Raw genomic sequence first — 20,169 nt, forward strand, 5'->3', positions numbered from 1 at the left:
GGTGTTCGTCTCGCTGCTCGCGTCTTCACGCCCCGCTTTTCGCCCCCTCTCAGTTTCGCGGTCGCTCTACGAGCGGACTCGAGGGAGACCGACACGCATTCGGTGGAACCGGCCGTAGCTGCGGTCGTGAACGTCTTCGAACGGTTTCAGACGCTGTTCGTGATGGCGGGGATCGCCGTCGGTCTCGGAGCCGCACAGGTGTCCGGCGTCCCCGCCCTCGCCGACCGGCTCATCTTCCCGTTCCTGATGGTGATGCTGTTCGCCTCCTTCGCCGGCATCCCCCTCGAGGGGCTGCGGCGGGCCTTCGGGAACCGCCGCGTCGTCGGCTCGAGTCTCGCGGTGAACTTCGTCTGGAACCCGCTGCTGGCGGTGGCGCTCGGCGCCGTCTTCCTCGCCGATCGCCCGGCGCTGTGGGTCGGGCTGCTCATGTTGCTCGTCACCCCTTGTACAGACTGGTACCTCGTTTTCACCGATCTGGCCAACGGAGACGTCCCGCTGGCGACGTCGCTGTTGCCGTACAACCTCGTGCTCCAGTTGGTCTTGCTCCCGGTCTACCTCTACGCGTTCGCGGGCACGCTCGTCGACCTCCGACTGAGGATCCTCCTCGAGGGGATCGCGCTGGTGCTGGTCGTCCCGCTGGTCCTCGCCGCCGTCGCGCGGTACGGCCTGACGGCGCTGCGGGGTCGCCGGTGGTTGACGGACGTCTTCCTGCCGAAACTCGGGCCCGTCCAGATCGTCTTTCTCGCGCTCGCGGTCGCCGCGATGTTCGCCTCGCAGGGACGACTCGTCCTCGAGCGGCCGGACGTGCTGGTCCTGCTCGCGGCGCCGCTGCTCGCGTTCTACGCCGTCAACTTCTCGCTCGGGCTCGCGATCGGCCGGCTGCTCGACTTCTCCTATCGCGAGGTCGCCTGCTTCAACTGTACGGTCCTCTCGCGAAACTCGCCGACGGCGCTGGCCATCGCCGTCGTCGCCTTCCCGCACGAACCGCTGATCGCGCTCGCGCTGGTGATCGGCCCGCTGCTCGAGTTGCCGCTGCTGTCGGTGGTCGCGAACCTGTTGCGCCGAATCGAGGCCCGCGGCTGGGATCGCCTCGACCGGGCGCCGGGGTGATCTCGGGGCGCCGAGCGAGGGTTCGCGCGGCGAGCGGTCACTCCGCGTCCGGGTCGACGGTCTCGTCCCCGAGGTACGCCGCGAGACGGTGGCGGAGATCCGTCTCGAACACGATCGCGATCGCGCCGGTGAGCGCGGCGAGGTAGCCGAGTCCGGTGGCCGCCAGCAGCCGCAGCGAGATCGCGTTCGCTCCCCGGAGCCCGACGAGCCACTGTACGGCGACGTACAGGACCGCCACCAGCAACGCGGTCGGCAGCAACAGCGCGATCGGCCCGTCGTACGTTTCCGCGAGGACGAACCCGACGAGCAACAGGAGGAGTATCGCGAGCCAGTCCAACCGGGGTCCGCCCGCGAGTTCGGCCGCCGACTCGAGCAGGTCCCGGACCGGCGCGACCGCCGGCGCGACGAGAAACGCGAACAGAAGCGTCCATCCGGCCTTCTTCGCGGCCGCGGTTGCGCGGCTCACCGCGGAGTCACCTCGTAGACCGTCTCGCCGAGCAGGTGGTAGACGCGGTCGTCGGCGATCAACGGCGTACCGCCGAGGGGGTCGGTTCCGTCGGGGTCGACCGAAACGCGGAACCGCTCGTCGCCGGCGTCGGCCTCGAGCGCGAGCAGGCCGCCGGTCGTCGACGCGTAGACGGTCCCGCCGCCGACGCTGACGCCGAACTCGAGGGCCGATTCGTCGATCCGCCACTCCTCGTCGCCCGCGAAATCGATCCGGGAAATCGTGCTCGCGTCCGGACGCGACCGGTAGATCGCTCGATCGGACGGATCGACGGCGACGGAACGCCGGTACGTGTTCGGCTCGCCGACGTCGTCGAAGACGGTCCAGCGACGCTCGCCGGTGTCCGCCTCGAGGGCGGTCAGGTCGCCGTTCGACTCGATCCCGACGACGAGATCGTCGACCGCGGCGACCGAGCCCCGGTTCAGCGTCGCGGCGCCGATCGCGGCGTCGCTCAGCCAGCGCCGGGTGCCGGTTTCGGGCTCGAGTCCGAGCAGCCGTCCGCTCTCGTAGCGAGCGCCGACGAGCAGCCCGCTGCGGGCGGTCAACGGGATCACGCGTCCGGTTTTTCGCCAGCGCTCGAGGCCGGTGTTCGCGTCGATGGCGAGCAGTCGGTCCTCGCCGTCGAGGCGGCCCGTCGCGTACGCCGTGTTCCCGAACAGGTGCAGCCCGTCGACGCTGCCGTCGAGACTGTAGCGCCAGCGAAGTCGCTGCGAATCGAGTTCGAGCGCGCAGACGTCGGCCTGAAACGCCAGGTAGACGACGCCGTCGCGGATCCGCGGCGCCGTATCGAGTTGCGGACGGTCGAACGGGCCGACCGGCAAATCCCGGTACGCGTACCGCCATCGTTCCGCGCCGCTCTCGACGTCGATCGCCCGAAGCGACCGGTGGGTCGGAACGAGGAGCGTCCCGTCGACGAGGGCGAGGCCGGCGTGCTCGAACCGACGGTGGGCATCGAGCGAGTGGGCCCACCCGACTCGTCCGTCCGACCCGGGACCGGGATCGGCCGTCCGCGCGACGTTTCTCGCGTCCGTGCGGGGCTGGTGCCACCCCGACCCGGGGTCCGGATCGACGTGACCCGAGCCGCCGACGCGAGGACCGAGGAGGAAGGCGCCGAGCAAGGACCCGCCCGCCGCGCCGAGGAGTCGCCGGCGGGTTAGTACTGAACCCATACTCGGCACATAGATATCGCTAGTATATCATTTCTTCTTTCGAACCGTGTCAGACGTCGAAATAACTGCTCGGATCGAACGGGACTGATAACTGGCGGAATCGATCGAAGCGGCGAGCATCGGTGTTCCGATCGTCGGCAATCACTCCCTCGGCGTCACATTCAAATGGATTTCGACGCTATCTCCTGATAGGTATGGACCCGACCACCGTCGTCCTGGGATCCGTGCTGCTGTTCGCCGTCCACCTATCGCTCGCCGGGGCCCTCAGGCGCTACCTGTCCGGCTCGGCGGGGATCGGTCTCGACGCCGAGCGGACGGCGACCGTCGACCGGGACGCGGAGACGGTCGTCTGTCCCGACTGCGGCGCCGAAAACGACCTCGACTACAGGTTCTGTCGGAACTGCGTCGAGGAACTCCCGGGCTCCGCCGTCGGAACCGCCTCGAGCGCCGCCCCCAGTCGACGGGGCATCGTCTGACGCTCGGGGCTACCGCTCGGGATGGGTCGGCGCGTCGAACCCGCCGCGAACCAGCGGCTTCGCGATGTGGCGGCGCGCACACGGCGGCACCTCGTACCAGCCGATTTCGAGGTCGCGCTCGAGCGGGCGCTCCGCCTTCCCGTCGGCGCTCGTCCCGCAGTCCCGGCACCGATACCCCTGATTCCGTCCGGCGCTCTTCATCCGGCGCTCGCAGTCGGGACAGGTCGGCGTCACGCGCTCGGTCGTCACGAGGTCCCGAACCGCGAACTTCTCGAGTTTGAGCGTCCCTCGCGCGACCTCGCCGCAGACGGTGAGCCGGTCGCCGACCCGGAGCGCCCGGACGCGGTCGCGAAACCGCTTCGTCGGCTCGAACGCGGCGCACTCGAGGCGCTGCCGCTGATCGTCCGCGCGATCGTCAGCCGCGCTCTCGAGCGCGAAGAAGACGTGCCCGCCGCGGCGCGTCTCGGGCTCGCTCGCGACCCGACCCTCGATCCGATAGGCGCGGCCGTCCTCGACGGCCGCCAGGTTCGCGTCTCGCAGGTGGACGTCCGTCCCCTGATTGGTTACGAACAGCTGGCTCGAGGCGACGGGTTCGCCCTCGATGCGGTCGGCGACGCCGCGGACGGCGTCGGAGTCGTCGCCGCGAATCCCGTGGAGGATCGGGCCGGGCGTGTGGGGGACGCAGACGGTCTCGTCCTCGCCGCGGTCGACCGTGTCCCAGATCTCGGGGTAGCCCCGATCGGCGGCGGCGAAGACGCTCTCGCGGTCGACCTCGCGGGGCGTCCCCCAGCGGTCGGACTCGCGGTAGGAGATGTGCTCGTAGGTCCACTCCTCGAGGGCGTTCCAGGCGCCGACGGCGGCCAGCGCGCCGATCCGACCGCGGCCGTCGCCGACGTGCCACGAGCGGTAGCCGCGGCGCTCGAGCAGTTCGACGGCGTCGCGGATCTCGAGGTGGTCCCGGATCGCCCGCCGGGTGAACGCGCTTACCTCGTCGGCCACGGCGGCGGGCGCGCCGTCGGCGACGACCAGCCCCGGATGGGTTCGCTCGTCGGCGGTTTCGGCCAGCGCCTCGAGGCGTTCGCGGGCGAGGTCGAACGCCCGGTCGGGGTCGGCGTCGGTGTGAATCGCCAGCGCGGCGTTCCCCCGCGTCTTGTACTCGACGGCGGGATTGAGCCGCACGAGCAGGCAGCGCTCGACCGCACACCCTTCCCGGCGCAGCCGCTCGGCGACCCGCGCGGCGACGTAGGTCGTACACATCCCGCGGTCGCGGGAGTCGGTATCGTCGAGTCCGACGACGGTCATCGCCGGCGATTGGGCCGGCGTCGAGTAACGCCTTTCGGGACGGAGCAGCACCGACGCCGCGACGGGCGGCGAATCGAATCAGGCGGCGGACCGATTGCCCCCGAAGAACGGAAACCCCTATATAAGTATACTGTCGGTACGGGGGCGAACCGCGACACGGCACCCGGACATCCCGGGGAAAACGTCTTATACGAGGAATAGCTTACATCCCCCTATGTCCCGCTCCGCACTGGTCGGCAACGTAACCGCGATGTTAGAGGACGCGGGATTCGTGGTCAGCGACCGGTGTGCGATCCGGCCGAAGAGTTTCGACATCGCCGCGCGCCGGGGAGAGGACCTCATTCTGGTCAAGATCCTCGGCAACATCGACGCGTTCAACGAGGCGACGGGCCACGAGATGCGACGGCTCGGAACCTACCTCGACGCGACGCCGCTGGTCATCGGCCTGCGGAGTCGCGACGAGGACCTCAAACCCGACGTGGTCTACTTCCGACACGGCGTCCCCGTCCTCAGCCCCGACACGGCGTACAACCTGTTCATCGAGGAGGTGCCGCCGCTGATCTACGCGGCCCCCGGCGGCCTCTACGTCAACATCGACGGCGACTTGCTCGCCGACGAACGCCAGGATCGGGATTGGAGCCTCGGCCAACTGGCCAACGAACTCGGCGTCTCCCGCCGGACCGTCTCGAAGTACGAGGACGGCATGAACGCCTCCGTCGAGGTCGCGATGGAACTCGAGAACCTGTTCGACGCGCCGCTGACGAGCCCGGTTTCGGTCCTCGAGGGGGCCGACGACGTCCACGAGACGGAGGCGACGCCGGACGATCCCGAAGCCGACCCCGACGACGAGGAGGTCGTCGCCGTCCTCACGCGGGCCGGCTACGAGGTCCACCCAACGCTTCGCTCGCCGTTCAAGGCCGTCAGCCACGAGGAAGAGGAGAAGGACGACGACGTCGTGCTCACCGGCCACTCCGAGTTCACGAAGGCCGCGGAGAAGCGCGCCCGGATCATGAGTTCGATCGGCCACGTCACCCACACCCACTCGGTCTACGTCGTCGACCGCGCCAAACAGGAGTCCGTCGACGGCACCGCGCTGGTCGAACGCGAGGAACTCGAGCAACTCCGCGACGCGGCCGAACTGCGGAAGGTCATCCGGGAGCGCGCCGAACACGAAGAGGCGGCCTAAACAGATCGGTCGGTCCTCGAGGCGGTTCGCGGCGTCGTTCTCGGTCACCGATCGATTCCGATAGAACTACCGATCACTGAGCCGATAGCTCGAGGTAACGACGATGCTCGAGCAGTCTCCGGTCGCGCTGGTCAGCAGACAGCGCGCGATCCTGGCCGTCGGCGTTGCGGCGCTTCTCGTGGTGTTCAACCGCTCTCGCTTCGGCTCGCCGATCGACGCGGCGATCGCCGCCGTCGGCTTCCTCGTCGTCGGCTATCTGACCCTCACGGTCGCCGATCTGATTCTCGATCGGTTCGTCTATCCGTAGCCGAGCAGTGTCGACGTTCCGGGCGTTCCTGACGCTCCCGATGCTCTCGAGCGCACCGTCGCCGAATTAGTCCTGACGACCAGTGAAAACCCGAAAACGCCCCTCGCGAGCGCCGCTGATCGACCGCTCGACCGGGAAAACTGGGAACCGCGGGACTGGCAACCGTTACGCGGCGCCTTCGCCGTACGTCTCCGCTAAGTACTCGACGATGTCGTCGCTCTCCGACATCCCCTCGACGCCGTTTTCCTCGTCGCTGATGACGGGGACGCCCGTTTGGCCGCTGACCTTCTCCACTTCGGTCCGCTCGTCGTGCGAGCGGGGGACCTCGATCACGTCGTACTCGAGGTCGAGTTCGTCGAGTTTCGATCGGACTTTCGCGCAGTACGGACAGCCGGGCAGCTCGTACATCGTGATGTCGGCCATGCTGTACTAGGCTCGGGCCTCGAGTCGTAAGAACGCAGTGGTTGCGACGGTCCGGGCGGGCGAAATCGACTCGAGCGGGCGTCAGCCGATCATGCCGCTCGTGTACACGTAGAAGTAGCCGACGAGGACCAGCGCCATGAGCCACTGTCCGTGCCGGACGTCGTCGAACTCGCCGGTCGCGGCTTTGATCAGCGGATACGTGATGATCCCGGCCGCGAGTCCGTTCGCGATCGAGTAGGTCAACGGCATGATGGTGATCGTCAGCCCGGCGGAGACGGCCCACGCCGGGTCGTCCCACTCGACGTCGAGGACGCCCTCGAGCATGATGATCCCGACGACGACCAGCGCGATGAACGAGGCGTAGGCGGGGATCATCGCGACCAGCGGAATGAGCACGAGCGTGGCGAGAAAGAGGAGGCCGACGACCAGCGCCGTCAGCCCCGTTCGGCCGCCCTCCTCGACGCCGGTCGAGGACTCGACGTACGTCGTGACCGTCGAGGTACCGACCATCGCGCCGACGGTCGTCCCGACGGCGTCGGCCATCAGCGGCTGGTCGATGTCGGGGAGGTTCCCGTCCTCGTCGAGGAACTCGCCGAACTGGGCGACGCCGATGAGCGTGCCGGCGGTGTCGAAGAAGTCGACGAAGAAGAACGTGAAGACGACCAGGACGAACGTGAGCGGATCGACGCCCTGGAGGCCGTCGACGAACGCGAACAGCAGCGGCGAGATGTCGTACTGGGGCGACGTGACGACCGCGAAGGAGAGGTCGCCGCCCTCGCCGACGAGCGCCGCCGGGAGGACCGCCGTGCCAGCGATTCCCGTCAGATAGGTGAGCCAGCCGACGACCGTCGTCGCGACGATTCCGATGATGATCGCGCCGGTGATCCCGCGCGCCCAGAGGACGAACGTCAGGAACAGGCCGAACAGACCGAGCAGCGCCGCCGGGCTCGTCGCGAGATCGCCGAGCGTGACTGCGGTGTCCGGATCCGGAACGACGACCGACATCTCGAGCAGCCCGATGAACAGGAGGAAGATCCCGATCCCGGCGCCGACGGAGAACTTCACCGGCTCGGGAAACAGTCGGATCACGTACTCGCGGGCGCCGACGGCCGTGATGACGATGAAGATAATCCCCTCGACGAAGACCGCGGCGAGCGCCGTTTCCCACGGGACGCCCATCCCGAGGACGACCGTGTACGCGAAGAAGACGTTCAGCCCCATTCCCGGCGCGAGCCCGAAGGGCCGATTCGCGTAGAAGGCCATCACGAAGATAGCGGCGGCCGACGCGATGATCGTCCCGATGGCGACCATCTGGACGACCTCGATGTATTCGTATCCCTGGATCTGAATCGCGTCCGCGAGGATGAACGGATTGACCAGAATGATGTACGACATCGCGAGGAACGTCGTGATCCCCGCGACGAGTTCGGTACCGACGTCGGAGTCGCGTTCGCCGACCCCGAAGTAGTCGTCGAGCGTATCGGATACCCCCATATTGGATGCTCGAGCATAGCCATACGGATTAGTTAAAGGTTCTCGTCCGTCCTCGCCGCGCATCGATACATGTTCGTGGATACGTCCACCAAGCGGTAGGTTCTCGAGAGCAGCGGGCGACGGACCCGAATCCTCTTATCGCCCTCTGGAAAACACACCGCTATGAGACGCCAGCGAGCCGTCCCGTCGTCCGTCGACGCGACGACCGGGCCGAGAGTCGGAACGGATCGAACGGTCGGACGACCGTCGGGTGAGAGCGCGTGATCGAGGACCGCGAGCGGGTGGCGACCACCGACGCGCGCGACCTCGCCCTCGAGTGCGTCGAGACCGGCATCGAGGCCGGTCGGCCGCGGCGCGTGATTCGCGAGGCGGTCTCCCTCGAGCGGAGCGAGACGCAGGCGGAGTCTCGAGACGGCGCCGCCGCCGGCGATACCCTCCGCATCGCAGACGAGGCCTACGATCTCGCGGCCTACGACGAGGTGCTCGTCCTCGGCGGCGGCAACGCCGCCGCACACGTCGCCGCGGCCCTCGAGGACGTCCTCGGCGATCGGATCGACGGCGGCGTCGTCGTCACGGACGACCCCGTCGACACCGAGCGCGTGGCGGTCCGGGAGGGCGACCACCCGGTTCCGAGCCGGCGCGGCGTGGAGAGCACGCGGGAACTGCTCGCGGCCGCCGACGCGGCCGACGAGGGCACGCTCGTGCTGGCGGCGGTCACCGGCGGCGGGAGCGCGGTCATGCCCGCCCCCGCGGGCGACGTCTCGCTCGCGGCGCTCCAGGAGACGACGAACGCGCTGCTCGAGAGCGGCGCCGACATCCGCGAGATCAACGCCGTCCGGAAACACTGCTCGGCGCTGAAGGGCGGCCGCCTGGCCCGCCGGGCGGCCCCCGCGACGGTCGTCTCGCTGCTCCTGAGCGACGTCGTCGGCAACGACTTGAGCGTGATCGCCAGCGGCCCCCTCGCGCCCGACGCGTCGACCTACGAGGACGCGCTCGCGGTCGTCGACCGGTACGGGATCGACGTTCCCGACGCCGTCGCTGACCGCCTCGAGCGCGGCGCGGCCGGCGAAATCGACGAGACGCCGGGGCCCGACGATCCCGCCTTCGAGACCGTGTCGAACCACGTCGTCGCCGACGGCCTGACGGTCCTCGAGGCGGCCCGCGACGCGGCCGCCGAGCGGGGGTACGAGACGCTGATCCTCTCCTCGCGGGTCCGCGGGGAGGCCCGGGACGCGGCCACGACCCACGTCGCCGTCGCCGAAGAGGCGCAGGCGACGGGGACCCCGGTCTCGACGCCGGCGGTGATCCTCTCGGGCGGCGAAACGACGGTGACGGTCCGTGGCGACGGCACGGGCGGGCCGAACCAGGAGTTCGCGACGAGCGCCGCCCTCGACCTCGAGGGCGGGAACGGAATCACCGTCGCCGCCGTCGACACGGACGGGATCGACGGCGCGACCGACGTCGCGGGGGCGGTCGTCGACGAGACGACGGTCGACGACGCCGAGCGAGCCCGCGAGATGCTCGCGGACAACGACGTCTACTCGTACCTCGACGAGCGCGGGGACCTGATCCGCACCGGTCCGACGGGGACGAACCTGAACGACCTGCGCGTGATCGTCGTCGAGTAAGAACCGGGAACGGTCGACGAACGGCCGCGAGCCGAGACTCGAGGCCGACGGCGTCCTCAGAAGGCCAGCGTGACGAGCTGCTGGAGGAGGGCGATCCAGACGATGCTGGAGACGCCGAGCACGAGTGTGCCGACGGTCCAGGCCTGGTAGGCCGTCGCCGTCTCCATGTCCGAGAACTCCGTGATGATCCAGAAGTAGGAGTCGTTGGCGTGGCTGACGGTCATCGCCCCGGCGCCGATCGCGAGGACGGTAAAGACCTGTCCGATCTCGGTGTCGAGTCCGAGCGAGCCGAGCAGCGGCGCCATCAGGCTGGCGGTCGTCAGGATCGCGACCGTCGAGGAGCCGAGCGCCGTCTTCATCGCCGCGGCGACGAGGAAGGCGGCGAACAGACCGATCCCCAGATCGCCGAGCGCACCGGTGATGAGGTCCTCGAGCGGCAGCGCCGAGAGGACCTCGCCGAACGCGCCGCCGGCGCCGGTGACCGCGAGGATGACCGCGGCGTTGGTGATCCCGTCGGAGACCCAGTCGTCGGTGACCTCGGTCGTGAACGAGGGAACGATCGCGAAGGCGGCGAACGCGCCGATGAGCAGCGCGACGGCGGGGTCGCCGAGGAACAGGAGCCAGCGCTGGAGCGTTCCGGTGACGAAGGCCGGATCCTCCGCCTCGGGGTAGGCCGCGATGGAGCCGACGGCGATGAGCGCGATCGGGACGAGCAGCGGGGCGAACGAGGCCGCCCGCGAGGGCATCGTCCCGTACTCGGCCTTGATCTCGTCGATCGTCATCTCGGGGTCGGGATCGATGTGGTAGTTCGACGCGACGCGGTCGGCCCAGATCGCGGCGACGAAGACGACGGGGACGCTGACCACGAGTCCGGCGAGCATCACCAGGCCGATGTCGGCGCCGATGATCCCCGCGGCCGCGATCGGGCCGGGCGTCGGCGGAACGAAGACGTGGGTCACGTAGAGGCCGCCGGCCAGCGCGACGCTCAGGGTCGACAGCGAGAGCCCGGACCGCTGGGCGAGCGAGCGGTTGAGCCCCGAGAGGATGACGAACCCGGAGTCACAGAAGACGGGAATGCTGACGACGCTGCCCGTGACCGCCATCACCTGCGTCGTGTACTTCTCGCCGACGTAGTCGAGGATCGTCTCCGCGATGACGATCGCGGCCCCCGAGCGCTCGAGGCAGGTGCCGATGATCGTGCCGGCGATGATGACGATCCCGATGTAGCCGAGGATGCCGCCGAAGCCGTCGGTGACCAGTTCGGCGGCTTCGGCCGGATCGAGCCCGGCGACCAGTCCGGTCAGATACGCCGCGATCAACAGCGCGAGAAACGCGTGTAACTCCAACTTCGCCGTCGCGACGATGATAAACGCCACCGCCGCGAGCAACAACACGACCAGTGCGATTCCGTCGAGCATGTACTGCACGGACGTTCATGAATTATGATAAGGTCTCCGATTACTCGGTCGGGAGATTGGTTCGCAAACCCAGAGAAGTACCGATAGTCCAGGCTTCCGCCCGGATCTCGTCGACTGACCTACAAATCCCGATACTTCAACACCGGTCTATTTCGAAAACAGACACGAACGAGCCCGGTACTGGCGAGATCGTCCGCGGCCGGCGCCCGTTTCCGCGAGCCAACGTATTTTACCTCGGGGCGTGTACTCACGCACCATGAGATTCGTCATCGTGGGGTACGGACGGGTCGGGTCGCGAACCGCTCGGATCATGACCGAGGAGGGACACGACGTCGTCGTCGTCGACAACGACCCCGATCGGATCGATCGAGCCGAGTCCGACGGGTTCGAGACGGTTCGGGGCGACGGGGCCGACGAAGCGACGCTCGTCGACGCGGGAATCGAGGACGCCGTCGCCATCGGCGCCTTCACGCCGGACCTGAACGTCAACTTCGCGGCCTGCATGGTCGGCGACCACCACGGCTGCCGGACCGTCCTCCGGATCGACGAGGACTACCGCCAGGACATCTACGAGAAGTACGCCGCGGACGTCGACGAGATCATCTACCCCGAGCGCCTCGGCGCGGCCGGGGCCAAGACGGCCATGCTCGGCGGCGACTTCAACGTCGTCGCCGACATCGCGTCGAACCTGCAGCTGACCGTCCTCGAGATCGCCGACGACTCGCCGGCGGTCGGCAAGCGAATGAGCGAACTCGAGCTCCCCGGCGGCGCGCGGATCTACGCCCACGGACGGGCACGCGACTCGCTGACGATCCCGCTACCGGGAACCGAACTCGCCGCCGGCGACGAGATCGCGGTCATCACAGAGACCGACCGCGCCGAAGAGGTCCGGGAGACGCTCTTGCCCGCCAGCGCTTGAGGCACACACCGCAGTGGAGCGGCGGTGCTGGACACTGGTAGCGGCGATACCGAACGCTGTCGGCGGCAACGCTGGGAGTACGGTCGAGCTCTCGCACCAAACCAAAGGGGGAGCGAGTGGGAAGGAAGGCTGGCGCGCGGATGGGTGGAAGTGGGATGGGGAGCGTCCGGCAAGCGCGCCGGTTTCGACCACACACTCTGACGGCATAAAATCCCGTCAGACGGCCGAATGACGATAGTCAGACCGGAATTAGCTGTCGGTTTCGGGGCGGAAGACGAGGACGTTCTGGTGGACCATCGACGGGACGAACGAGAACGGATAGCCGTAGACGTGGAGGTCCTTCGTCGGATCGTACCAGATCAGGTTCGCCGCGAGCGTTACCGGCGCGGTCGACTCGATCGCTCGCGCGAGGTCGGCGGAAAGGAACTCGTAGGACTGCTCGCGGTACATGTCGCCGATGAAGACGACGAGGTGGCCGTCCGGCGCGACCGCGTCGGTAAAGCGCTCGAACTTCGCGGCCATGTCGTCGAGCCACTCCGCCTTCGTTCCGGTTTCCGTCTCCGCGTCCGCTTCGGTCGCCGGCCCCTCGTCGGTCGGTGACTCCTCGCCGTCGCCGTCGCCCTCGTCGGGCACGGCGGCCGCGTCGAACGCCCCCAGTTTGCTCTCTCGGGTCGCGCGCTCGTTGCGCGTCTGCTCGAGTTCGTCCATGTGCCAGTAGGGAACGTCGGTCAACAGGAGGTCGACCGAGTCGTCCGGAACCTCCGCGATCAGGTCCGCGCAGTCGCCGTGGCGCATGTCCTGGTCGGCAAGCGGCGGCTCGCCGCGCTCGCGGCGCTCCTCGTTTTCGCGCTCGAGGGCGGTCTCGTAGATTTCGACCCACCGGCGGTTCCGCTCGAAGCCGATGGCCTCGCGCAGCCCGGTTCCCTCGTGTTCGCAGAGGCTCGCCCCGAGCAGCGTGCCGCCGACGCCGGCGAACGGATCGAGGACGGTGTCGCCGGTCTTGCTGAACCGGCCGATCAGCTCGGCACAGAGCCGCGGCGGTTTCTGGCCGCCGTGTTCGCTGCGCAGGTCGTGTTGGAGGGCCGGCGGGTACCCCTCGGCGATCACGGACTTCGTCGCGTACTTCCACTCCTTGCCGGTGAGGTCGTTGACTCGGTTGCGCTCGTCGTAGATCCCCCGCCCCTCGACGTAGCGCTGGTGATCGGCCAGCTCGTCGGTGTCGATCACTTCGCCGTCCTCGACCGGCAGCGACTCCTCGCGGGCCCGTTCGGCGTCGAACTCGCCGTCGTCGTCCGTGAACAGGCGGCTCTGGCGGTGCTGCTCCCGCTCGTCCTCTGCCATATTCCTCGGTGGGAACCGCTGGATGATAAAAGCGCGTCTCTCTCCCGGGAGGAGGTGCCGACCCCGTCGACGGTCGTCAGCCGGTGTAGGAGCTCTCGCCGACGACTTCGAGCAACTCGCCGCGGCCGGTCGCCGACGAGTCGTCGAACTCGGTCACGCGGACCCGGACGCGTTTCTCGACGGTCTCCGGACCGGCCCCCTCGACGGTCAGGCGGGTATCGCCGACGTAGGCGCGGCCGTCGGTCCCGTTGGTTTCGGCGACGAAGACGCTGATCTCGTCGCCGGGTTCGAACGTCGGTTCGGAACTGCGGAACCGCCAGCCCTCGAGGTACTTGCTAAAGAGGCTCATACGCGAGCCACCTCCTCGCTCTCGCGGTCGGTCACGTACTCGCGGCCGAAGCCGGTGATCGCCGCGACGACGAACACCGCCACCAGCAGCCAGCCCTGGAAGACGTAGGGCACGACGTCGATCGGAGTGACGAGCATCGCCTGATCGAGCCACTCGTACTCACCGGGGAGCCCCTCCATCGCCTGGTAGCCGGCGAGGACGCCGCCGGACCACGGGAAGATGTACCCCAGCGCGGCGGTCTGGCCGTCCAGGATGTTCGCCCGGCGGTAGCCGTTCAAGTTGAACCGCTCGCCGATCTTCGAGATGTAGGGTCCGATCGCGACCTCCGCGGCCGTGTTGATCGTGATGATCGCGTTGATCAGGGCCGCCGAGGCGACCATCGTGAGTTCGGCGTTGCGGACGTTCGTCGCGAGGTTCTCGAGCGACCAGCCGAGGATCGCCTGGAACGCGCCGCCCCGGATCATGATCTGGGCGGCCGCGATGATCAGCAAGACGAGAATCGAGAGTTCGAAGAAGCCGGCCGCGCCCTGCATGACGCTGCCGGAGACGCCGACCGCGTCCGGATCGTCGACGATCTCGAGGATCGGCAGATCCGCGAGCGGGGCCGCCAGCGGGGCGTCCTCCGGCGCGGAGAACGTGACGATATCGCCGATGCCCGACAGCCCGAGCACGAGGTTGAACGCGATGGCGACGACGATCCCCCACGAGATCGCCTCGACGATGTGTCGACCGGCGATCGCCGCGCCGATCACGATCCCCATGGAGACGAGGTGGACGAGTCCGATCGGATCGCTCGCCTCGGCGAGGAGGTCGGCGGCGGCCGCGCCGGTCTCGACGCCGCCCATCGTCTGTCCCGCGACGACGTAGCCGACGAACGTTAGCGTGGCGGCGATGATGACGTACTTGAACCGCGAGGCGACGACGCCGCCGATGTCTGAGTCCTGCGTGACGGCGCTGACGATCGTCGTGTCGCTGACGGGCGCGAGGTTGTCGCCGAAGATCGCACCGGACAGGATCGCGGCGAACGTGAGGACCGGACTCGCTCCCAGCAGGAGCCCGGTGGGGAAGAACAGCGTGACGAACGCGACGGCCGCGCCGTATCCCGTCCCGATGCCCGTCGTGAACAGCGCCGCGAGGACGAACGTGACGGCCGGGAACAGCGCCGCGCCGACGCCGGCCAGATCGGCGAGCCAGACGAGGCCGCCGACGAAGCCGCCGTCCTGTAACAGCTGCGCGAAGATGCCGGCCCAGATCCAGGCCACGATGGCCGTCACCGCGACCGGCTGGGTCATCCCCTCGAAGATCGTGTTGGCGTAGGACGCCCAGTCCCCGCGGACGAAGAACATCCCGACGACGAGTCCGAGCAGCATCCCGACGATCAGCCCGCCCGTATCCGAGATGCGCCACAGCGCCGTCTGGACGATCGCCCAGACGATGAAGACGGCGATCGGAAGCGCGCTCATGCCCCGCCCGCCGTAGAAAGTTATCCGCGGCTCTTCGTCGCCCGTTCCCTCGACGAACGCGTCCGTCGGGTCGCCGTCCGGTGGACCGTCACTACCGCCACTCATCGAAAGTCACGATACGGTCTAATCCAACGATAGCTGAAAAGTCTTACTACGGAACCGGTGAACGGACCGAATACGACGGATTTCCCGAATAACCGCGACGGGCGGCGACGCGCTCGTCGACGGTCCGCCGCGGTAACACCGGTGTTAGCGGGAGTCTTTGAGCATCGAGCCCCTTCCGTCGACCATGAACATGCTCGTCGACGGCGAGTGGCGAACGGACGCCTACGAGACCACCAACGAGGAGGGCGCGTTCGAGCGCCAGAAGACGACGTTCCGCGACCGGGTCCGCGACGACCCAGATGCCCGCTTTCAGCCCGAGGCGGACCGCTACCACCTCTACGTCTCCTCCGCCTGTCCCTGGGCCCACCGGACGCTCGTGACCCGGGCGCTGAAGGGACTCGAGGACGCCATCTCGGTCTCGGTCGTCGACCCGTATCGCGACGACGACGGCTGGCAGTTCACGCCCGAGAAGGAGGGCTGTACGCCGGATCACGTCCACGGCGCCGACTACCTCCGAGAGCTGTACGTGGAGGCCGATCCGGACGCGACCTGTCGCGTGACGGTGCCGGTGCTGTGGGACACAGAGGAGGACACCATCGTCAACAACGAGTCCGAAGAGATCATGCGGATGCTCGACACCGAGTTCGACGACTACGCGAACCGGGACGTCGACCTCTACCCCGAGGGGTACCGCGACGAGGTCGACCGGATCATCGACGAGATCTACGAGCCGATCAACAACGGCGTCTACCGTGCCGGCTTCGCGACCAGACAGGAACCCTACGACGAGGCCGTCGACGACCTCTTCTCGGCGCTCGATCACTGGGACGAGGTGCTGGCAGACCAGCGCTACCTCGCCGGCGACCGGCTGACCGAGGCCGACGTCGCGATGTTCACGACGCTGGTTCGGTTCGACAACGTCTACCACACGCACTTCATGTGTAACGTCCAGTACATCCGCGAGTACGAGAATCTCTGGCCGTACCTGCGCGATCTGTATCAGACGGACGATGTCGCGGAGACGGTGAACATGGACCACATCAAGGAACACTACTACACGACCCATCCCGACGTGAATCCCCACCGAATCGTCGCTCGAGGCCCCGATCTGGACTTCGAGGCGCCCCACGACCGGGACGAACTGCCGGGTAGTACGCCGGCGGATCTGACCGCGGCCAGCGCCGACGACTAACCGCCCGAAACGCAGCGGACCGCTCGCATACGCGTTCTACCACACGATTCTTCTTCGGTCCCTATCGGGACGCTCGAGCGGTTTACGACCCGCTCGGCGGCTTGCCCGACTCGCGGCGCCACGATTCGAAACTGTGCTCGAACTCGTCGGGCGCGAAGAACGCCCGCCAGACGAGATACGCCGGGATCAGCACCGGCAACAACGGGATCATGACGATCACGAGGATAGCCGCCATCACGTACCCGAACAGCGACATCTGCAGGTTCGGGCCCATCCCCGTGGAATCGGCGACGTCTGTGGCCATACATCAGGGTAGGAACCTGTCGCTAATCGGTCTTACGGTCCCGCGACGGACGATCGTCGCTCCGTCCCCGAACGCGCCGTCGATAGCGCGAACTCGAGCTCGACGACCTACTCGCCACCCAAGACGTCGGCCGAGTCGTCCCGCGGCCGATACCCCAGCTCGAGCATCGTCTCCGACAGCGAGAGGAACCGCTCCGAGTTGTCGGAGATGCCGTGGGCGGTCAGCGGCGTCGACTCGAGGGCCGTCGTCGCGGCCGCGCGAATCACCTGTTGGCAGTCGTCGGGGCTGAGCCACATCGCGCGGGCGTACCGCTCGCCGGCGCCGTCGCGGTCGGCGACTTCCTCCTCGAGTTCGTCCTCCGAGAGCAGCCAGCCGATCCGCAGGTTGACCACGTCGAGGCCGTGGCGGTTGGCGTAGTAGTGACCCATCGCCTCGCCGAAGACCTTGGTGACGCCGTAGTAGGTGTCGGGATCCATCTCGTCGTCCGGCCGGACGATGTCGGGCTTGCCGATCGTCGACTCCGGACGAATGGGCGAGACGACGTTCCGCATGTTGACCGCGTGGTTCGAACTCGCGAAGACCACCCGCTCGAGGTCGTTCTCCGCGGCGGCCTCGAAGGCGTTGTAGACGCCGTCGACGTTCGGCCCTCGCACCTCGTCCCACTCGGCTCGCGGACTCGGATTCGCCGCCAGATGGATCAGGACGTCCTGGCCCTCGAGGGCGTCGACGAACTCGTCGCGGTTCGCGATCTCGAGGGTCTCGGTGTCTAAATCCTCGCTCTCGCTGTGAGAGAAGAGCGCGAGCGTCTCGTCGTCGAACGCCTCGATAGACTGCCTGCCGACCCGCCCCGATGCGCCCGTGATGGCGATCTCGGTCATAGTCGACGGACACCGAGTGCGGGGAAATAGTCCCGGCTTGAAAGCCCCGCCGGGCTCTAGACTCGAGCTCGGACACCCCGTTCAGCCCCAGCGAAAGCCCCGATCCGTCGGCGCTTACGCCGACGGGCCGCCCCTTTCAGTCCCGCTCGATGGTTGATCGACCGGTCGGCCGAAACAGGTCGGGGGCGAAACCACTGACTACGGCTCGACGACGAGTTTGCCGACGCTATCCCGATCCTGCATCGTCGCGAACGCCTCACCGGTCGCCTCGAGCGGGAACGTCTCGTCGATCACCGGTGAGAGGTCGCCGTCGGCGGTCAGTTCGACGAGGCGGCGCAGATCGTCCTGCGTCCCCATCGTGGAGCCGACGACGCGCTTGTGACCGAGGAAGAGGTCCGGAACGTCGATCGTCGACTCGCCGCCGGCCGTGCGGCCGCAGACGACCATCGTCCCGCCGCGGCGCATGACCTCCTGACCGAGCCGGGTGTACTCGCCGCCGAGGTGGTTGATCACCGCGTCGGGAGTACCGATCGCCTCGACCGCCTCGCGGATCGCGTCGGGCTCGGTCGCCCGGATCGCGTGATCGAGCCCCAGTTCGGCGACGCGCTCGAGTTTCGACGCCGACGAGGAGGTTCCGATCGTCCGGGCGCCGAGGATGTCGGCGAGCTGGACGGCGGCGACGCCGACGCCGCCGGTCGCGCCGGGAACGAAGACGAGGTCGCCCGGCCCGACGTCGGCTCGCCGGAGCATGTGGAACGCGGTCATGTAGGCGGTCGGAATCGCCGCGGCGGTCGTCGCGCTCACGCCGTCGGGAAGCGCGACGAGCCGATCGGCCTCGACGCGGGCCGTCTCCGCGAGCCCGCCGTGGTACAGCGAGAACCGTTCGCAGCGGTTCTCCGGCCCCTCGCGGCAGAACCGACAGGACCCGCAGGTCTGATTCGGACAGAGGACGACCCTGTCGCCCGGCGCGACGTCGTCGACGTCGTCGCCGACCGCGCCGACGACGCCGGCGACGTCCAGCCCCGTCACGAACGGGAGGTCGTCGTCGTCGACCATCGCCGAATCGCCCTCGAGGATCCACAGATCGTGGCGGTTGATCGCACAGGCGTCGACGTCGACCGCGGCCTCGCCGGGGCCGGGATCGGGCTCGTCTCGCTCGATCACGCTCACTCCCTCGGGACCGATCAGATCGGTGAAGGCTGCGGCTCGCATCGGGCGAGGAATCGGCCTCGAGTCCGTTCAACCCACCGGTCCCGGCGGTTTGGGTCCTGGTCCTCGACTCGGGACGGATACACGTGCGGCGGCGGCCTCGAACCCGTCGTCGATTCGGCTCAGTCGACGAACTGATCCAGCGTCGCGTCGAGGCCGTTCCGAACTTCGCTGACCAGCGCGCCCTCGATGTCGAGTCCGAGGACGTCGACGGCCGCCCGCCCGACTCGCTCGCGCATCTCGGGGGGCGAGTAGACGCCGAGTCGCCACTGGGAGTACTGGGCCGCGCGCAGCGCCTCGACCAGCGGCGATTGTTGGCCCAGCCGGCGGATATCGCCGTTGACGACCACCCTCGAGGTCGACTCCTTCATCGACGGTCGGCTCTGGACGTCGACGATGACGCACTCGGGATCGACCGCGGCGTCGTCGGCGATCTCCCGCTCGAACTCGCGGACCGCCTCGTGGTCGGCCTCGATGATTCCGCCCGGCACGTCGTCGATCTCGGCCCACACCGCTCGCTTGTACAGATCCCGCTGGTCCAGCCGGCGCGAGAACGTCTCCGTCGCCGAACACGAGCGCAGGGCGGCGATCAGGTCGTGGTCGTCCATCCGTTGGAGCGTCGCCGCGTCGACGTCCGTTTCGGGAGCGTCGAGCAGGCGCTCGGCGGCCCGCCGGAGCATCGCCTTGCTGATCCGGGCGACGCTGTGGCTGTAGACGGCGGGGTTCATCAGCGCCCGCGCGACCAGCAGGCTCTCGGCGGTCTGGACGTTCCCCTCGTCCAGGACGAGTTCGCCGTCCGTAAACGTCAGTTCGCGGACGAGCCGGCCGTGGTCGATCGTTCCGTAGGGGACGCCCGTGTGGTGGGCGTCCCGCACGAGGTAATCCATCCGGTCGACGTCGAGTTCGCCCGAGACCAGCTGGCCGAATCGTCCTTCGCCGGCGATCAGGTCGGCGATCCTGTCGGGCGCCAGATCGTGGTCGCGAAGCACCGAGCCGATCTCGCCGTTGGTCAGCAGATCGTGCACGTCGTCGTGGTACCGGCCCGTTCGCCGGTGGGTCAGCGGCTCCAGGTTGTGGCTGAACGGGCCGTGGCCGATGTCGTGGAGGATCGCGGCGGCGTGGACGCGCTCGGCCTGTCGCCCGTCGACGTTGAGGTGCTCCAGCGCCTCGCAGGCGAGGTGGTAGACGCCGAGGCTGTGTTCGAAGCGCGTGTGATTCGCGGAGGGATAGACGAGGGAGACGGTCCCGAGTTGGCGGATCCGGCGGAGTCGCTGGAGTTCGGGCGTATCGAGGAGATCACGCGCGACTCCGTCGATTCGGATGTGGTCGTGGACGCTGTCCTTGATGGTCGTCACACCCTTCCGTTCGGTCCGATTACACAAAAACCGTCG

Annotated in this window: 20 protein-coding genes; 7 read left to right on the plus strand and 13 right to left on the minus strand. The window is 68.1% G+C overall.

The annotated features are described in order from the left end of the window. Positions 1–126 precede the first annotated feature (126 nt). A complete protein-coding gene (locus tag HTZ84_RS03605; RefSeq protein WP_174679426.1) occupies positions 127–1,110 on the plus strand; it encodes an arsenic resistance protein in 984 nt (327 codons plus the stop codon). Positions 1,111–1,147: 37 nt separating this feature from the next. On the opposite strand, the gene HTZ84_RS03610 is transcribed toward HTZ84_RS03605, so the two are convergent. Further along, positions 1,148–1,576, minus strand: a complete 429-nt coding sequence (locus tag HTZ84_RS03610) for a hypothetical protein (protein WP_174679427.1) — start codon at positions 1,574–1,576, stop codon at positions 1,148–1,150. Next, positions 1,573–2,784, minus strand: coding sequence for an outer membrane protein assembly factor BamB family protein (locus HTZ84_RS03615; RefSeq protein ID WP_174679428.1), 1,212 nt, complete (start codon positions 2,782–2,784; stop codon positions 1,573–1,575). Before HTZ84_RS03615 ends, HTZ84_RS03610 begins: the two co-directional genes overlap by 4 nt. 194 nt (positions 2,785–2,978) lie before the next feature. Here HTZ84_RS03615 and HTZ84_RS03620 point away from each other — a divergent pair, with 194 nt between their 5' ends. Then, positions 2,979–3,260: a zinc ribbon domain-containing protein gene (locus HTZ84_RS03620; RefSeq protein ID WP_174679429.1), complete on the plus strand. Its 282-nt coding sequence runs from the start codon at positions 2,979–2,981 to the stop codon at positions 3,258–3,260. Between the two features lie 9 nt (positions 3,261–3,269). Here the strand turns inward: HTZ84_RS03620 and HTZ84_RS03625 are convergent, their stop codons facing one another. Further along, positions 3,270–4,562 (minus strand): tRNA(Ile)(2)-agmatinylcytidine synthase, encoded by a 1,293-nt coding sequence (locus tag HTZ84_RS03625; RefSeq protein ID WP_174679430.1) that lies wholly within the window; start codon positions 4,560–4,562, stop codon positions 3,270–3,272. Between the two features lie 214 nt (positions 4,563–4,776). Here HTZ84_RS03625 and HTZ84_RS03630 point away from each other — a divergent pair, with 214 nt between their 5' ends. Both HTZ84_RS03630 and HTZ84_RS03635 read left to right on the plus strand, forming a co-directional pair. Next, positions 4,777–5,748, plus strand: coding sequence for a transcriptional regulator (locus HTZ84_RS03630; protein WP_174679431.1), 972 nt, complete (start codon positions 4,777–4,779; stop codon positions 5,746–5,748). A gap of 103 nt (positions 5,749–5,851) precedes the next feature. Beyond that, the gene (locus tag HTZ84_RS03635) at positions 5,852–6,055 is read left to right on the plus strand and encodes a hypothetical protein (RefSeq protein WP_174679432.1); all 204 of its coding nucleotides are present in this window, start codon (positions 5,852–5,854) and stop codon (positions 6,053–6,055) included. Between the two features lie 165 nt (positions 6,056–6,220). On the opposite strand, the gene HTZ84_RS03640 is transcribed toward HTZ84_RS03635, so the two are convergent. Continuing rightward, complete coding sequence (locus HTZ84_RS03640) at positions 6,221–6,478, minus strand: glutaredoxin family protein (protein ID WP_174679433.1); 258 nt, start codon at positions 6,476–6,478, stop codon at positions 6,221–6,223. An 81-nt stretch (positions 6,479–6,559) separates the two neighbouring features. Continuing rightward, positions 6,560–7,972, minus strand: a complete 1,413-nt coding sequence (locus tag HTZ84_RS03645; RefSeq protein ID WP_174679434.1) for an NCS2 family permease — start codon at positions 7,970–7,972, stop codon at positions 6,560–6,562. 260 nt (positions 7,973–8,232) lie between these two features. Between HTZ84_RS03645 and HTZ84_RS03650 the strand changes: the two genes are divergently transcribed. Then, entirely contained in the window at positions 8,233–9,600 is a 1,368-nt protein-coding gene (locus HTZ84_RS03650) for a glycerate kinase type-2 family protein (protein WP_174679435.1), read from the plus strand. A gap of 56 nt (positions 9,601–9,656) precedes the next feature. Here the strand turns inward: HTZ84_RS03650 and HTZ84_RS03655 are convergent, their stop codons facing one another. Then, positions 9,657–11,018 (minus strand): GntP family permease, encoded by a 1,362-nt coding sequence (locus HTZ84_RS03655; RefSeq protein WP_174679436.1) that lies wholly within the window; start codon positions 11,016–11,018, stop codon positions 9,657–9,659. Between the two features lie 256 nt (positions 11,019–11,274). Between HTZ84_RS03655 and HTZ84_RS03660 the strand changes: the two genes are divergently transcribed. Then, positions 11,275–11,937 (plus strand): potassium channel family protein, encoded by a 663-nt coding sequence (locus HTZ84_RS03660; protein ID WP_174679437.1) that lies wholly within the window; start codon positions 11,275–11,277, stop codon positions 11,935–11,937. Positions 11,938–12,186: 249 nt separating this feature from the next. On the opposite strand, the gene HTZ84_RS03665 is transcribed toward HTZ84_RS03660, so the two are convergent. From HTZ84_RS03665 to HTZ84_RS03675, 3 genes are all read right to left on the minus strand, one after another. Then, positions 12,187–13,278: a DNA methyltransferase gene (locus HTZ84_RS03665; protein ID WP_174679438.1), complete on the minus strand. Its 1,092-nt coding sequence runs from the start codon at positions 13,276–13,278 to the stop codon at positions 12,187–12,189. 76 nt (positions 13,279–13,354) lie between these two features. Beyond that, positions 13,355–13,627, minus strand: coding sequence for a DUF7513 family protein (locus HTZ84_RS03670; protein ID WP_174679439.1), 273 nt, complete (start codon positions 13,625–13,627; stop codon positions 13,355–13,357). Further along, on the minus strand, positions 13,624–15,195 hold the full coding sequence (locus HTZ84_RS03675; protein WP_174679440.1) for a Na+/H+ antiporter NhaC family protein: 1,572 nt from the start codon (positions 15,193–15,195) through the stop codon (positions 13,624–13,626). Before HTZ84_RS03675 ends, HTZ84_RS03670 begins: the two co-directional genes overlap by 4 nt. Before the next feature lie 184 nt (positions 15,196–15,379). On the opposite strand from HTZ84_RS03675, the gene HTZ84_RS03680 reads away from it, so the two are divergent. Continuing rightward, positions 15,380–16,387, plus strand: coding sequence for a glutathione S-transferase family protein (locus HTZ84_RS03680; protein WP_174679441.1), 1,008 nt, complete (start codon positions 15,380–15,382; stop codon positions 16,385–16,387). An 82-nt stretch (positions 16,388–16,469) separates the two neighbouring features. On the opposite strand, the gene HTZ84_RS03685 is transcribed toward HTZ84_RS03680, so the two are convergent. From HTZ84_RS03685 to HTZ84_RS03700, 4 genes are all read right to left on the minus strand, one after another. Then, positions 16,470–16,691, minus strand: coding sequence for a DUF7535 family protein (locus tag HTZ84_RS03685; RefSeq protein ID WP_049914498.1), 222 nt, complete (start codon positions 16,689–16,691; stop codon positions 16,470–16,472). Positions 16,692–16,798: 107 nt separating this feature from the next. Next, positions 16,799–17,569, minus strand: a complete 771-nt coding sequence (locus tag HTZ84_RS03690; protein WP_174679442.1) for an NAD-dependent epimerase/dehydratase family protein — start codon at positions 17,567–17,569, stop codon at positions 16,799–16,801. A gap of 198 nt (positions 17,570–17,767) precedes the next feature. Further along, positions 17,768–18,781 (minus strand): zinc-binding dehydrogenase, encoded by a 1,014-nt coding sequence (locus HTZ84_RS03695; protein WP_174679443.1) that lies wholly within the window; start codon positions 18,779–18,781, stop codon positions 17,768–17,770. 119 nt (positions 18,782–18,900) lie between these two features. Beyond that, positions 18,901–20,133: an HD domain-containing protein gene (locus tag HTZ84_RS03700; RefSeq protein ID WP_174679444.1), complete on the minus strand. Its 1,233-nt coding sequence runs from the start codon at positions 20,131–20,133 to the stop codon at positions 18,901–18,903. Positions 20,134–20,169 lie beyond the last annotated feature (36 nt).

It is taken from the genome of Haloterrigena gelatinilytica (assembly GCF_013342145.1).
Classification (GTDB): Archaea; Halobacteriota; Halobacteria; order Halobacteriales; family Natrialbaceae; genus Haloterrigena; species Haloterrigena gelatinilytica.

Bases quoted from the DNA above. Each gene is read 5' to 3' on its own strand.
- HTZ84_RS03685 (WP_049914498.1), bottom strand. From the start codon at position 16,691: ATGGCCACAGACGTCGCCGATTCCACGGGGATGGGCCCGAACCTGCAG.
- HTZ84_RS03670 (WP_174679439.1), bottom strand. From the start codon at position 13,627: ATGAGCCTCTTTAGCAAGTACCTCGAGGGCTGGCGGTTCCGCAGTTCC.
- HTZ84_RS03655 (WP_174679436.1), bottom strand. From the start codon at position 11,018: ATGCTCGACGGAATCGCACTGGTCGTGTTGTTGCTCGCGGCGGTGGCG.
- HTZ84_RS03635 (WP_174679432.1), top strand. From the start codon at position 5,852: ATGCTCGAGCAGTCTCCGGTCGCGCTGGTCAGCAGACAGCGCGCGATC.
- HTZ84_RS03615 (WP_174679428.1), bottom strand. From the start codon at position 2,784: ATGGGTTCAGTACTAACCCGCCGGCGACTCCTCGGCGCGGCGGGCGGG.
- HTZ84_RS03690 (WP_174679442.1), bottom strand. From the start codon at position 17,569: ATGACCGAGATCGCCATCACGGGCGCATCGGGGCGGGTCGGCAGGCAG.
- HTZ84_RS03645 (WP_174679434.1), bottom strand. From the start codon at position 7,972: ATGGGGGTATCCGATACGCTCGACGACTACTTCGGGGTCGGCGAACGC.
- HTZ84_RS03660 (WP_174679437.1), top strand. From the start codon at position 11,275: ATGAGATTCGTCATCGTGGGGTACGGACGGGTCGGGTCGCGAACCGCT.
- HTZ84_RS03675 (WP_174679440.1), bottom strand. From the start codon at position 15,195: ATGAGTGGCGGTAGTGACGGTCCACCGGACGGCGACCCGACGGACGCG.
- HTZ84_RS03630 (WP_174679431.1), top strand. From the start codon at position 4,777: ATGTCCCGCTCCGCACTGGTCGGCAACGTAACCGCGATGTTAGAGGAC.
- HTZ84_RS03625 (WP_174679430.1), bottom strand. From the start codon at position 4,562: ATGACCGTCGTCGGACTCGACGATACCGACTCCCGCGACCGCGGGATG.
- HTZ84_RS03680 (WP_174679441.1), top strand. From the start codon at position 15,380: ATGAACATGCTCGTCGACGGCGAGTGGCGAACGGACGCCTACGAGACC.
- HTZ84_RS03695 (WP_174679443.1), bottom strand. From the start codon at position 18,781: ATGCGAGCCGCAGCCTTCACCGATCTGATCGGTCCCGAGGGAGTGAGC.
- HTZ84_RS03620 (WP_174679429.1), top strand. From the start codon at position 2,979: ATGGACCCGACCACCGTCGTCCTGGGATCCGTGCTGCTGTTCGCCGTC.
- HTZ84_RS03640 (WP_174679433.1), bottom strand. From the start codon at position 6,478: ATGGCCGACATCACGATGTACGAGCTGCCCGGCTGTCCGTACTGCGCG.
- HTZ84_RS03665 (WP_174679438.1), bottom strand. From the start codon at position 13,278: ATGGCAGAGGACGAGCGGGAGCAGCACCGCCAGAGCCGCCTGTTCACG.